The organism is Phaeocystidibacter luteus (assembly GCF_008933115.1).
Lineage (GTDB): Bacteria > Bacteroidota > Bacteroidia > Flavobacteriales > Schleiferiaceae > Phaeocystidibacter > Phaeocystidibacter luteus.
The window spans coordinates 173540-187113 of sequence record NZ_WBVO01000003.1 but is presented as its reverse complement, the minus strand read 5'-3'; the positions used below and the strand labels follow the sequence as shown (position 1 = coordinate 187113).

Annotated in this window: 10 protein-coding genes; 1 reads left to right on the top strand and 9 read right to left on the bottom strand. The window is 47.1% G+C overall.

Annotation, left to right across the window (positions count from 1 at the left end; all coding sequences use genetic code 11):
* Positions 1-30: 30 nt before the first annotated feature.
* The 9 genes from F8C67_RS06210 to F8C67_RS06170 all read right to left on the bottom strand — a co-directional run bounded on the left by F8C67_RS06210 (position 31) and on the right by F8C67_RS06170 (position 12913).
* Positions 31-1287: a hypothetical protein gene (locus F8C67_RS06210; protein WP_151666951.1), complete on the bottom strand. Its 1257-nt coding sequence runs from the start codon at positions 1285-1287 to the stop codon at positions 31-33.
* Positions 1288-1514: 227 nt separating this feature from the next.
* A complete protein-coding gene (locus F8C67_RS06205; protein WP_151666950.1) occupies positions 1515-3296 on the bottom strand; it encodes a cytochrome c oxidase subunit I in 1782 nt (593 codons plus the stop codon).
* Between the two features lie 39 nt (positions 3297-3335).
* A complete protein-coding gene (locus F8C67_RS06200; RefSeq protein WP_151666949.1) occupies positions 3336-4364 on the bottom strand; it encodes a cytochrome c oxidase subunit II in 1029 nt (342 codons plus the stop codon).
* Between the two features lie 20 nt (positions 4365-4384).
* Positions 4385-5809: a quinol:cytochrome C oxidoreductase gene (locus tag F8C67_RS06195; protein WP_151666948.1), complete on the bottom strand. Its 1425-nt coding sequence runs from the start codon at positions 5807-5809 to the stop codon at positions 4385-4387.
* Between the two features lie 20 nt (positions 5810-5829).
* Complete coding sequence (locus tag F8C67_RS06190) at positions 5830-6504, bottom strand: c-type cytochrome (RefSeq protein ID WP_223277523.1); 675 nt, start codon at positions 6502-6504, stop codon at positions 5830-5832.
* Between the two features lie 10 nt (positions 6505-6514).
* Positions 6515-7054, bottom strand: a complete 540-nt coding sequence (locus F8C67_RS06185) for a DUF3341 domain-containing protein (RefSeq protein WP_151666947.1) — start codon at positions 7052-7054, stop codon at positions 6515-6517.
* A complete protein-coding gene (gene nrfD, locus F8C67_RS06180; RefSeq protein WP_151666946.1) occupies positions 7041-8429 on the bottom strand; it encodes an NrfD/PsrC family molybdoenzyme membrane anchor subunit in 1389 nt (462 codons plus the stop codon). Before nrfD ends, F8C67_RS06185 begins: the two co-directional genes overlap by 14 nt.
* A gap of 26 nt (positions 8430-8455) precedes the next feature.
* Positions 8456-11566 (bottom strand): TAT-variant-translocated molybdopterin oxidoreductase, encoded by a 3111-nt coding sequence (locus F8C67_RS06175; RefSeq protein WP_151666945.1) that lies wholly within the window; start codon positions 11564-11566, stop codon positions 8456-8458.
* Between the two features lie 18 nt (positions 11567-11584).
* Positions 11585-12913: a c-type cytochrome gene (locus F8C67_RS06170; RefSeq protein WP_151666944.1), complete on the bottom strand. Its 1329-nt coding sequence runs from the start codon at positions 12911-12913 to the stop codon at positions 11585-11587.
* Positions 12914-13088: 175 nt separating this feature from the next.
* Here F8C67_RS06170 and F8C67_RS06165 point away from each other — a divergent pair, with 175 nt between their 5' ends.
* Complete coding sequence (locus tag F8C67_RS06165; protein ID WP_151666943.1) at positions 13089-13490, top strand: SPOR domain-containing protein; 402 nt, start codon at positions 13089-13091, stop codon at positions 13488-13490.
* Positions 13491-13574: the final 84 nt, after the last annotated feature.

Below are 13574 nucleotides of genomic sequence, written 5' to 3'. Positions count from 1 at the left end.
TGAAACCCATGATTGAGATCGAATACCCAACTAAGGAAGAAACACAGGCTTTAAAAAAATGACGTCCATAGAGTAATCCTCAACGTAAAACAGGCTGTAACTAGACAGAACGGCTTGAATTGAATCACATTTGGTCGACGTATTCTCAAATTGAATCCAATCCAATTCAATTTCCTTGAGGTTAAACTCAGGGTAATAAACGTAGGCGAGATGGCCCAGATCAATGTTTGATTCGAGGATCAAATAGTCATTGGGGATATATGGAACTAAGGAGTCTCCTTCTTCAATCATCAGCTCGCGCATATTCGCATGAATTACAAGGCTATCGAGATCGACCTTACCCTGACGTAGAAATTCAATTGGAGTTACTTTGGCTTCTACACAGTTATCGAAGAGGGAATCTAGCAGCACGTAAGTACCAATGAGGTTGATAGCCGTCATCCGATCTTCATCTATTTCCGATATTGAATCAACCACGTATTTCCCATCCTCGACAATCACCTTCACTGGTATCGTCCAATAGTTTCCTTCGCTTACCCATCCAATCTCATGTGTAAAAGTCGCTTCTTGACTGAAGTAAATATCATAGTTCCAAGTCCTCACATATGGACCCCAATCAGAAGTGCCGAGCAACGGGATGCCCGGCAGGTTCCACACCTCCACCGCTTTTTGATATCGTTTAGAATAGTACTCAGAGTTTTCGGCTCTGTCCCAATCTTCCGATTTGAAATGAGAAATCACCTCTTCGAGGAACATGTTGGCACTATCTGGGTTCATATCCTTCCATAGCTGAAGGGTTCGGAGCACATCTTCCGACATGAAGTCAAGTGAGTCAATTCTGTAATCTCCATTGATCTTTGAAACCCTTAAGAAGATTTCATGCGGGTTTTCACTTGATGGCCCAAGAATTACGCGGTGAGTAAATCCGTCTTCTGAGATAGGACGAAACTCCGGCTCTTCTTCAATCCAAAATGGACTATTATCTTGCCCATTTATGAAAGGGTCCCAATCAATTCCAGAAACCATGAGAGCCAACTGTAAACGATCGGACAGGTAACCTTCAGGAACGGAACTCATCCGCCAATCGTAACGTAAGTAGCGGTAGTAAAAGTCGGAAAGCAATGAATCTGGGTGAGACCATGTCTGCACAGTAGAATCTCTTTCGACCTCCTCATGGACTTCCACATCGGCAGGAGGAAAAACTGCATCTGATTTCCTATCAGAGCTACAGCTAGAAACTATTAGACCTGTAAGTAGGACACCAATAATGATATGAAGACGTTTCATGGCGAGAGATTGAGCATACCTTGGTGGGATTTCCCCCACCCCATCACCACACAAGATACGGTCTATCCAACGAAGTTGTGAATTCTCATGGTGGACATTTGGTGGACATCTTTCAAAGCAGGCTGGATAGGGCAATGGACGAGCTTGTCCACCTCTTTGTGAGGTACACAAAACAAAAAAGTCCCCATCGAATGATGAGGACTTTCTTTATATCATGGGGAAGGTAATCAGTGACCTGACTCTTCTCCTTCTTTCAATGGTACAATCTGAGGAACGAAGTCTTCATCCATACCAGGCTTGCTGTAGTCGTAAGCCCAACGGTGTACCTCTGGAATTGCTCCAGGCCAGTTGCCATGGATGTGCTCCACTGGAGTAGTCCATTCCAAAGTGTTTGAACGCCATGGGTTCTGTGAACTCTTTGGTCCACGCAACGCGCTGTAGAAGAAGTTGAACAAGAAGAACACCTGTGCAATACCGCCTACAATTGCGAAGAAAGTAATCAATACGTTGATGTCTTGAAGGTCGTCGAACATCGGGAACTCTTGGTTAGAGAAGTAACGACGTGGTAGACCTGCTAGACCAGTGAAGTGCATTGGGAAGAATACACCGTAGGCACACACAAATGTGATCCAGAAGTGTAGATACCCGAGCATCTTGTTCATACGTCGACCAAACATCTTAGGGAACCAGTGGTATACACCGGCGAACATTCCGAAGATGGCTGATAGACCCATTACAATGTGGAAGTGAGCAACTACGAAGTAGGTATCGTGAACGTTGATGTCTAGAGCAGAATCACCAAGGATGATACCGGTAAGACCACCAGCAACAAACGTAGATACAAGTCCAATAGAGAACAACATCGCAGGAGTGAACTGCAAGTTACCCTTCCAAAGGGTGGTGATGTAGTTAAATGCCTTTACGGCGGATGGAATCGCAATCAACAAGGTTGTAAAGGTGAAGACTGAACCCAAGAACGGACTCATACCTGTTACGAACATGTGGTGACCCCACACGATGAACGACAAGAATGCAATTGCTAGGATTGAACCCACCATCGCACGGTATCCAAAGATTGGCTTACGTGAGTTGGTAGAAATAACCTCTGAGGTGATACCTAGTGCTGGAAGAAGGATGATGTAAACCTCTGGGTGACCGAGGAACCAGAAAAGGTGCTCGAACAATACAGGGCTACCACCTTGGTTCGGAAGAACCTCACCGGCAATCATGATATCAGAAAGGTAGAAGCTCGTTCCCATGCTGCGGTCGAACAACAAAAGCAATGCTGCGCTCAAAAGAACTGGGAATGAAAGCACACCCAAGATGGCTGTTACGAAGAACGCCCAAATTGTAAGTGGCAAGCGTGTCATGCTCATACCTTTCGTACGAAGGTTGAGTACGGTTACGATGTAGTTCAGCGCTCCCATAAGAGATGAAACGATGAACAAGGTCATTGATACCAACCAAAGCGTCATACCTGCACCTGAACCCGGGATTGCTTGTGGCAATGCACTCAATGGTGGGTAGATCGTCCAACCTGCAGATGCTGGTCCAGCCTCAACAAACAAACTAGCTACCATAACAACGCTCGAAGCGAAGAAGAACCAGTAAGACAACATGTTGATGAAACCTGAAGCCATATCGCGCGCACCGATCTGCAAAGGAATTAGGAGGTTTGAGAACGTACCGCTCAATCCGGCAGTTAGTACGAAGAATACCATGATGGTACCGTGAATGGTTACCAAGGCTAGGTAGATGTTAGGATCCATCACGCCATCTGGAGCGAAACGATCACCCAACAATACGTTTAGGATTTCGAACTTCTCTCCTGGCCATGCCAATTGAAGGCGGAAAAGGAGAGACATTGCCACACCGATGACACCCATAATCATACCTGTAATCAGGAACTGCTTGGCAATCATCTTGTGGTCCATACTGAACACATACTTCGTAAAGAAGGTCTCGTGGTGCTCGTGGTGTTCGTCGTGTGCGTGTGCTTCTGCCGACATACTATTACCCATTTAAAGTTCTTTCTTCAGCACTATATCTTACAAAGACTCTAGGAAGGTCTTTTGTTCACTGATCCATTCATCATATTCTTCTTGCTCAACAACACGAATTGGCATCTGCATGTTGTAGTGTGCCGCACCGCAAATTTTGTTACAAAGAAGAACGTAATCGAATTCCCATGATTCTTTGCCTTCTGCAGAACGAATCTCATTGATACGTTTTACTTTCTGCATGATAGAAGGATCTCTGCGCATTTCTTCAGTAGAAACGGTTGGAGTGAATTGGAATTGAGTAACCATACCTGGCACACAGTTCATCTGTGCACGGAAGTGTGGGAAGTACGCTGAGTGAATAATGTCCTGTGAGCGGAACTTGAAAAGTACCGGCTGTCCTTTTGGAAGAACGAGCTCTCTTGTGATGATATCATTGTGACCATTCGCGTCGGCATCATTGATACCAACCACGTTAGAACCTCCAATGTAACGCACGTTCGCTTCACCGAGGATGTTATCCTCACCTGCATAACGTGCAGTCCAGTAGAACTGCTGAGCGTAAAGTTCAACCACAATTGGTTCCTGATCTTCGTTATCTGGGTTCATCACGTTCGACCAAGTAGTCAATCCGTAGATGATGAGAACAGCCAATGTCAAGGCTGGAACAACGGTCCAGATAAGCTCTAAGCGGTTGTTGTGCTCGTAGTAAGTAGCCTTGCGTCCCTTCGTACCACGGTACTTCCATGCGAAGTAGAACAAGATTGGCTGCACGATAACGAACACAACAATGATGATAGCCATAGAGACGTCCCAAAGGAAGTCGTAATCTGATCCGTGCTCTGAAGCCGGAGTATCGAGCATTACATCACCCCAACCAATAATCATGGCCACAAAAGAAACCATGAAAAGGATACCGAAGAGTAGCATTAGGCGACCCTGCGTGTTGTTGTCTTTAGACGTAACGTCATTGCCGTCTTTCTCCTTCAATTTTGAAGAAGCCTCATACACCTTCACTACTTGAGCGATGGCTATGATACCGAGGACGGCAACTATGAATCCAATAATTTCAAACATCTTATCCTTCGATTATGCGATTAGAGTGTAAAGTGTTTGCTTTCCACCACCATTGGATGATTCTTCTGGAGAAGCGGAGCGTTTGCAAGGTTTCGGAACACCACTAGAATGAATAGTCCTGCGTAAAGCATGAATCCACCAATCTCAGCCCAACCGAATCCGTAATATTCACCTACAGATCCAGGCATAATCATGATGAAGTGGTCTAACCAGTGACCTACTAATACAATCACAGCCGTGAATGAAACCAATCCCATCACACGCTTAGAATCGCGTGACATTACTAACAATACTGGAGCGATGAAGTTCATGGAAACCATGATCAAGAACAAGGTATTGTACTGACCAAAGCGCTGCATGTAATACGTAACTTCTTCAGGAATGTTCGAGTACCAAATCAACATGAACTGGGAGAACCATAGGTACGTCCAGAAGATGGAGAACGCGAACATGAACTTTGCCAAGTCGTGCTGGTGATTCTCATTCAACCATGGTGTGTAGCCGTTGAAACGGAGGAACACAACCAATAAGTTCAATGTTGCCAATGCGGTTACGAACATACCCGCGAATGTGTACCATCCAAAGAGTGTTGAGAACCAGTGTGTGTCGATTGACATAATCCAGTCCCATGCACTCGTAGAAGATGTAACACCGTAGAATACAGTAAAGAATGCTGCAATCTTGAAGATCTTGTGGTAACGTTTCGTTCCACCTTCTTGATCTTCCTTCAAGCTGTTCTTACGAACGAGGTAGATAACTCCGAACCAAACAGCAGCGTAAACTACTGCGCGAATGATAAAGAATGTGTTATTCAAATATCCCTCTTTGCCCGCAATGATTGCGTCGTAGTTTGCTGACTCAGGGTCCATGATACCGTCCGCCATCCAGTGCCAGATGTGGTGAACGTCTGCCGCACCTGTGAAAACGATAATCAACATACCGATCAATGGGATGGCTACGAATAGACCAACTGCTTCAAAGATTCGGAACATTCCAACGGTCCATCCTGCACGTGCTACGTACTGGATCATTAGGAAGAAGATTGAACCGATACCGATTGCAAGGAAGAAGATCGTGTTAACTAAGAATGCAGACCACGGGCGGTTCTGCTGTTGGTGGTGAGCGTGCTCTGCATGGGCGTCATGATCGCCGTGCGCGCCGTGAGACTCAGCATGACCGTGATCATCGCCAGCAGCTGCGTGGGCATCACCGTGACCTTCCTCGGCGTGATCATCGCCGTGGTGAGCATCATCGTGATGTGCTTCTTCTGCATGGGTGTCTTCCGCGTGAGCGTCACCGTGACCGGCCTCTGCGTGCATTTCCGTGTCATGTCCCTCTGCGTGATGATCGCCGGGAACAGATGTAAACCCTATGATGAGTGACACAGCGCCAAGGGCGATGAGCACATAAGCTAGGATTTTTGCCTTCGAAGTGAATTGAAACATGGCTCTTCGTTCAGGTCAGATTATGCGTGTTCTTCAGTTTCCTCGTGAGTAGCTTCAGCTTCTTCAGCTGGCGCTTCTTCCTCTTCTACTTGTACAGACTCTCCAATGTCAGGAGTGCCGTCTTGCTCAGCGCGAAGGCTCCACACGTAGCGGATAATCTTCCAGCGCTCGTCGTAGTTGATTTGCGATGCGTGTGAACCCATCACACCTTTTCCGTACATCACAACGTGATATGCAGAAGCTGGAGTGATGTCCGGAAGACGGCTTGAGCCGTATCCTGGTACACCGAGGATTTTTTCATTTTGTACAAGGATTCCGTTTCCGTCTCCTTTGTCGCCGTGGCAGTGTGCACAGAAAATCGTGTACAACTCTTTGCCTTCGGCAGGATCCATAGCGGCGAAGCCAGCTGGAACAACATCGCTGTGTTGTTTAGACCAAGCATAGCCTTCGTTCGTGTTTGGCACCTCGTAAGGGTGGTATCCGCGTGGAATAGTTCCTTCAACAGGCTTTTGCGCCGACATACCATTCTTGAGAATATCCTCGTCAGCCGCTGAATAGGCTTCCAAAGAAGGCGAAGTATACATGTCGTCCATGTATGTATAGCCTGGTGTCGAGTTGTCGTAGTTACATGACGTTGCTACGACTGCCATGGCTGAAACCGCAAGTGTTGCGCGGATGACAGTGGTCATCTTCATAGCTATGGATTTACGCATTTTCATTAACATCATTAATCTCAATAGCTCCGGTTGACTTGAGAAGCTCAACCAACTCGTCGCGATTGCCAGATACTGGTACTTCCATCATGAACTTGTCATCTGTAGTACGCTTGTCTGGGTTTTGCGCTTCAGCCCCCGGGTAAAGCTTGTTTACCGCGAAGTACGTCCACACCATAAGGTGAGCTGCGAAGAATACCGTAAGCTCAAACATCACAGGCACGAATGCCGGCATGTTCTGAGCCCAAGTCATGCTTGGCTTACCACCAATGTTTTGTGGCCAATCGTGGTTCATCATGAACCAAGTAATGAGGATGGCAGTTGTTAGACCTGCACAACCATAAAGGAATGATGCGATAGCGATACGCGTTGGCTTCAAGCCCATAGCGTGATCCAATCCGTGAATTGGGAATGGAGAATAAACTTCGCTTACGCGGTGGCCCTTCTCACGAACGTCTTTGACGGCCTTCAAGATCACGTCATCGTCGTCGTATAGAGCGCGGATGATTTCTTTGCTACTAGTGGTCGCCATGCTGCTCGTGGAGTTTTTTATAGTTTTCACCAGATGACTTCAAGATCGTCTTCAATTCCGCCTGTGCAATTACCGGGAAGGTACGTGCATAAAGAAGGAACAATACGAAGAAGAATCCAATTGTACCGAGGAAGATGCCGATGTCAACGAACGTTGGAGAGAACATTGACCATGATGAAGGCAAGTAGTCACGGTGAAGTGAAGTCACGATAATTACAAATCGTTCGAACCACATACCGATGTTTACTACAATCGAAATGAAGAATGTAAACATCAAGCTAGTACGGAGCTTCTTAGACCACATTAACTGTGGAGAGAATACGTTACACGTCATCATCGACCAGTATGCCCACCAGTAAGGACCAGTAGCACGGTTGAGGAACGCGTATTGTTCGTATTCAACACCAGAGTACCATGCGATAAATAGCTCGGTTATATAAGCGATACCCACAATCGACCCCGTAACCATGATGATAATGTTCATCATTTCTACGTGTTGAATTGTGATGTAGTCTTCCATCTTGAAGAGCTTTCTCATGATGATGAGAAGCGTCTGTACCATGGCGAATCCCGAGAAGATCGCACCCGCAACGAAGTATGGTGGGAAGATGGTGGTGTGCCATCCTGGAATCACCGATGTTGCGAAGTCCATGGATACAATAGTGTGTACTGAAAGTACGAGTGGAGTAGCCAAACCTGCGAGTACGAGAGAAACCTCTTCGAAACGCTGCCAGTGCTTGGCTTTACCGCCCCAACCAAAGCTAAGAATCTTGTACACGTGCTTCGTAACTGGACGAACAGCACGGTCGCGAATCGCGGCAAAGTCAGGAATTAGACCTACGTACCAGAATACAATTGATACTGAGAAGTACGTTGAAATCGCGAACACGTCCCACAAAAGTGGTGAGTTGAAGTTTGGCCAAAGTGAGCCGAACTGGTTCGGGATTGGGAATACGAAATAGGCCAACCAAATACGACCCATGTGAATTCCTGGGAACAACGCCGCTTGGATTACAGAGAAGATAGTCATCGCCTCTGCAGAGCGGTTGATAGACATACGCCACTTTTGCTTGAAGAGCAAGAGTACCGCAGAGATAAGAGTACCGGCGTGACCGATACCTACCCACCAAACGAAGTTGGTGATATCCCATGCCCATCCTACAGTTTTATTAAGTCCCCAAACACCGATACCGGTGCCAATGGTGTAGAGGATACATCCCACACCCCACAAGAACATTACTAGTGAGATGGAGAAAACAATCCACCAAGAACGGGGAGGTGCCGTTTCAATTGGGCGAGCCACGTCCACTGTTATATCGTGGTACGATTTGTCTCCTATAATAAGGGGCTCACGTATAGGCGCTTCGTAATGCATCAGCGATCTCCTTTAGTCAGGTTGAATTAGGCTTCTTTAGTATTGCGAACTTTCGTCTGATAGAACACAGATGGCTGCGTTCCAATCTCTTCGAGCAAGTGGTATGCGCGAGTATCATTTTTCGCTGCATATACCGCACTGTTCGTATCATTTACGTCACCGAAGGTAATCGCTCCCGTTCCACATGCTTGAGCACATGCAGTTGTGAATTGACCATCTTCAATTGGCTTACCGGCTTTCTTAGCCTCCAATTTGTTGTATTGAATACGTTGGATACAGAGTGAACATTTCTCCATAACACCACGTGCACGAACAGTAACATCCGGATTGAGTACCATCTTGCCATACTCATCTTGCGATGGGTTGAAGTCAGCAAAGTCCTCATTTCCTTTGTAGTTGAACCAGTTAAAGCGACGAACCTTGTACGGACAGTTGTTTGCGCAGTAGCGCGTTCCGATACAACGGTTGTAAGCCATGTGGTTCAAACCTTCTTTTGAGTGTACCGTAGCTCCAACCGGACATACAGTCTCGCACGGAGCGTGGTTACAGTGCTGGCACATTACAGGCTGGAACGCTACAGCAGGGTTTTCAGAAGCTTTCTCAAGCTCACCAAATCCACCCAATGATCCGTTCTCACCCCACAAGCCGCTCATTTCTTCTACCTTCTCTTCGTCAGCCGCAAAGCTCTCCTCAGATGAGTAGTAGCGGTCGATACGCAACCAGTGCATATCGCGGTGCTTACGCACTTCTTCCTTACCTACAACAGGTACGTTATTCTCAAGGTGACAAGCTACCACACATGCTCCACAACCGATACACTTGTTCAAGTCCATCGACATGTTCCACATATGGCCGGTCTCGTGATCGTGATCCTCCCAGAGGTTCACTTTATCTGGACCCATCTTGCCTTTGAATGTTTCAAACAATGGAAGCTCATTCCACTCTTGTGGAGCCGCAGTCATGTAAACGTCATTCGTAGTCTCGTTTACAATCTTACGTCCCATCATCGTGTGAGCCAACTGGATGCAGGCAAATCCATGATCGCGATCTGAGCTGATTTCAGAAATCTCAGCAGAAGTTGCATAGTGATCACCAGACATCAATGCGAATGCATTCACACCTACATTGTCTCCAGCCTTTCCTACCATGGTACGACCGTATCCTACGGCCAAACCGATGGTTCCAGATTCTTGACCAGGCTGAACAAATACAGGAACGCCATTCAACGTACGGTCACCCACTTTAAGGGTAACTGTGTATCCGTCGTATGCACCCATACTGTTTGCCTTCGTAGCAATCTCCAATCTCTCAGCATCTGCTTGAGAAATGGTTGCGTAGTTGTCCCAAGACACACGGCTAATTGGATCTGGAAGTTCGTGCAACCAAGGGTTATTAGCCTGGTTACCTACGCCCATTCCCGTCTTCTGATAGAAGAAGATCTCCATTTCACCTGCCGACTTAACGTCGTTGTTGGCAGCTGAAGCCGCAGCATTCATATCAATAGTGCCCATTGCTTCAGAAGCGGCATACATGTTCGGCACTTCAGCAGAGCCATCATGCAATACGGTGTTCCAAGAAAGCATTGGGGCAGCCATCTGAACCTTAGCCGCAAAGAATCCTTTGAGGTAAGCGTGATAGCTTCCATCGATACCAGCCAAGTTCATCAACACTTCTTCACCTTGCATGGTGTCGAACAACGGACGAATAGTTGGCTGTGCAAGGGAATAAACATTTGAAGTTGGCATGTAATCTCCCCAGCTCTCCAAGAAGTGGTTCACTGGAAGTTGGTAGCCGAACTTCGAAGCAGTTTCGTCGATACGATCTGTAAGTGCAGCGGTAACGCCTACCTTCTCGATGCCTTCAGCGAAGCCATTCAAGCTGTAAGCTGGGTTAACGCCCCATGTAATCAATCCACCAACGTTTCCAGACTTCATTCCAGCGATCAACGAGGCAACTGCCTTGTCGTCACCTTGACGAAGATAAACTGGAGTATTCGTGTCCACAGTCGTTCCAAAGTTGCCGAGCATTCGGTTGATGCCAGCAGCTAGAGCTTCCTGTGCGAAGTTGTTGTTTCCAGCGAGAACGAGCGCTTTGCTTCCAGCGTTCGCCAACTCCTTGGCAACGCCTTCAATCATAGTTTTCTTCTCTTCTGGAAGGTTCGCAGAGGCGAGTGAAGTACCACCCTTCATACCTGCGATCGTATTATAAAGGTGAAGGAGAACAGCACCGTGCTCGGAAGCCTTCACTTTAATTCTCTTGTCGGCATTAGAACCCGTCAATGAAAGCTGAGTTTCAATTTGAATGTGACGGTTCATATCCTTACCTGGAGTGCGACGATCCGTGTAAGCTTTTGCTACGTCTTGACCTGTATAATTGGCCAAGAAGTCAGCGCCTACACCTACAATCAAGTCGGCATTCTCAACACGGTAGCTTGGAAGCGCGCGCTCTCCAAGAATGTTCTGCCAAACGTCAAGCTTGTTTGAGTACGACATTGGGTCGTAAGAAACGTGACGGAAGTTGGTGAACTGGTTACCGAGTTCGGCAATAATTTCTTTTGTAGATGGGCTGATGATGCTAGAAGTAAGAAGCACAACTTCTTTTCCAGAATCGTTCGCCTTCTTCAATTCAGAACGAAGTGAAGACATAACATCGCCCCAAGACATTGCTTCGCCGCCTTTCATTGGTTGACGCAGACGAGCTGAATCGTACAAGGAAAGAACTGAAGCTTGAACGCGAGCGTTGGTTCCACCGTTGAAGGCAGCCATATCGTTCGGCTCAACCTTAATAGGGCGACCTTCGCGAGTCTTCACGAGGATGCTAGCGTAGTCGTTACCGTCGAAGTAAGTAGATGCATAGTAGTTAGGAACGCCTGGAGTGATTGCGTCAGGCTTAACTACATATGGAATTGATTCTACCACTGGAGACTCACAGGCTGCAAGTGTAGCAGCGGCTGTAGAGAACCCTAGGTACTTCAAGAAGTCACGACGACTTGTATTTGAATTCGACAGGGCGTTGTCGTCACCGAGGAAATCCTCAACCGGAATCTCTTCAGCAAACTCATTTTGAGCGAGCTTCTGTGCAGTAGGTGTTCCTGCCAGTTCGTCGAAGCTCTTCCAATATTTCTTTGTCGTAGCCATTATGATGATCCGGATTTATTAATAGTGACACTTACCGCACTCGAGACCGCCAATTTTCTCAACAGTGATGTTCTCACCGTGGTACTTCTCAACGAGCTTGTCGTGCTGTGGCTCATAGTAGCCGTTCGTATTCACTTTAACTTCTGTCTCGCGGTGACAGTTGATACACCAGCCCATAGTTAGTGAGCTGTATTGATACATAACTTCCATTTCTTCAACCGGACCGTGACAAGTCTGGCACTCTACCTGACCTGCGGTCACGTGCTGTGCGTGGTTGAAGTATGCTAGATCTGGAAGGTTGTGAATGCGAACCCAACGGATTGGCTTCTCTTCATACCCTTCGATGTATGCGAGTTTGTCGGCATCCCAACCTACTGCATCATAAATTTTCTGAATCTCTGGTGAGCGCTCACCTCCGTACTTAGGATTTCCAGCTTCGTCTGTAATTTCAGAACCATTCACATACATGTGGCAGTTCATACAAACGTTTGCAGATGGAATACCAGAAGTCTTGCTGTGACGCGCTGAGCTGTGGCAGTAGTTACAGTCGATTTGATTCTCGCCTGCGTGCAATTTGTGAGAGAAAGCAATTGGTTGCTCTCCGTATTGCGCTTCCTGACCTGGCTCTGGGTGTGGTGGCATGTAGCTAGCTTCAATTCCCTTTCCACCTTCAACACCTACATCCATAAGGTACCAGTAAGTAACGTTGAGGAAGGCCACAGCAACTACGATAGTCAATACCGTCATGAAGCCTGTGTTCTTGCGAAGGAACTTAGCATAATTTGAAGCGTCCTCTACAACGGTGATTGGCTCCTCGCCCTTCACGACACGAAGTGTGTTGCGAACGGTTGCAAGGATGAACACCAACACGAGGAAGATGGCTCCAAGAATGATCATGGCCCACATCTGCATGCCGCTATTGTCAGCTTCGCCGCCAGCAACCACTGGACCGTCTGAAACAACAATAGGCTTTGCAGGTGGATTAGCCGTGTACGCCAAGATGTTGCCGATTTCCTCATCACTGAGGTACTCGAACTGCGGCATCACAGAACCATTATACTCTTCGAAAATGGCAATTGCATCTGAATTACCACTAGCGCGGAAAGTTGCGTTGTTCTTAATCCAGCTGTACAACCAGTCGGTTTCACGACGGTCGGTCACGCCCCCGAGCGCAGGACCAATGGCCTTGCTATCGAGCTTGTGGCAGGATGCACAATAGGTTTTGAACAATTTCTCGCCCGCGGCTGCATCGCCTTCGATGCTCTGGGCATTCGCTGCAAATCCCATCGCAAAAATGCTAAGCATCAATGGGATTAGGCGAATGTGAAATCGGTAAAGATTTTTCATAAGGGACCTCAAATGATACGATTCCGTACTTCGGTTGGCAAATTTAACACATAGATGGCCTCGGAACATGCATTGTTGACTACTTCTGGTAATTTATAACGGTTCTAAATTAAGAGGGAGTCCGCATAATTACAAGAATCCTAGGTTACTTATCTTTGCAACAAATCCGGCTTTTATGAAGTTCATTCGCCTCACATTCTGCATACTAATCTTCGCCTTCGCGAATGATGTCTCCGCCCAAACCAAAGGCGAAATCAAGCAAAATGCCGAACCATCTTTCTTCAGATCGATGAGCAATTACGTTCGCATGAACGAAAGAAGAAAGATTGAAGGCTATCGCGTGCAGATTTTCAATGGTCAACGAAGCACCGCGAATGAGATGCGCACGAAGTGCCTGCGCCTTTTTCCAGATATGCTAAGCATGGTCATTTTTGAGACGCCTGATTACAAACTACAAGTTGGAAATTACCGCACCCTATACGAAGCAGAAGAAGCGCTGCAAGCGATTCGCAAGGAATTCCCTGGCGCCTTTATAGTGGAAACGGATATTGATCCGCCGGCGCTGGAGGAGGAATAGCCTCATTCTTCGGCAAGTCCGCCTTCCGGCGGAAATGCTTCGTTCCTCAGCAAGGCAGCTATCGCTGCAAGCCTAGCCGTCTAC

What these genes read in the sequence shown, in the direction of transcription:
- F8C67_RS06210 (WP_151666951.1), bottom strand. Translation starts at nt 1,287, where the DNA reads ATGAAACGTCTTCATATCATTATTGGTGTCCTACTTACAGGTCTAATA.
- F8C67_RS06205 (WP_151666950.1), bottom strand. Translation starts at nt 3,296, where the DNA reads ATGTCGGCAGAAGCACACGCACACGACGAACACCACGAGCACCACGAG.
- F8C67_RS06200 (WP_151666949.1), bottom strand. Translation starts at nt 4,364, where the DNA reads ATGTTTGAAATTATTGGATTCATAGTTGCCGTCCTCGGTATCATAGCC.
- F8C67_RS06195 (WP_151666948.1), bottom strand. Translation starts at nt 5,809, where the DNA reads ATGTTTCAATTCACTTCGAAGGCAAAAATCCTAGCTTATGTGCTCATC.
- F8C67_RS06190 (WP_223277523.1), bottom strand. Translation starts at nt 6,504, where the DNA reads ATGAAGATGACCACTGTCATCCGCGCAACACTTGCGGTTTCAGCCATG.
- F8C67_RS06185 (WP_151666947.1), bottom strand. Translation starts at nt 7,054, where the DNA reads ATGGCGACCACTAGTAGCAAAGAAATCATCCGCGCTCTATACGACGAC.
- nrfD (WP_151666946.1), bottom strand. Translation starts at nt 8,429, where the DNA reads ATGCATTACGAAGCGCCTATACGTGAGCCCCTTATTATAGGAGACAAA.
- F8C67_RS06175 (WP_151666945.1), bottom strand. Translation starts at nt 11,566, where the DNA reads ATGGCTACGACAAAGAAATATTGGAAGAGCTTCGACGAACTGGCAGGA.
- F8C67_RS06170 (WP_151666944.1), bottom strand. Translation starts at nt 12,913, where the DNA reads ATGAAAAATCTTTACCGATTTCACATTCGCCTAATCCCATTGATGCTT.
- F8C67_RS06165 (WP_151666943.1), top strand. Translation starts at nt 13,089, where the DNA reads ATGAAGTTCATTCGCCTCACATTCTGCATACTAATCTTCGCCTTCGCG.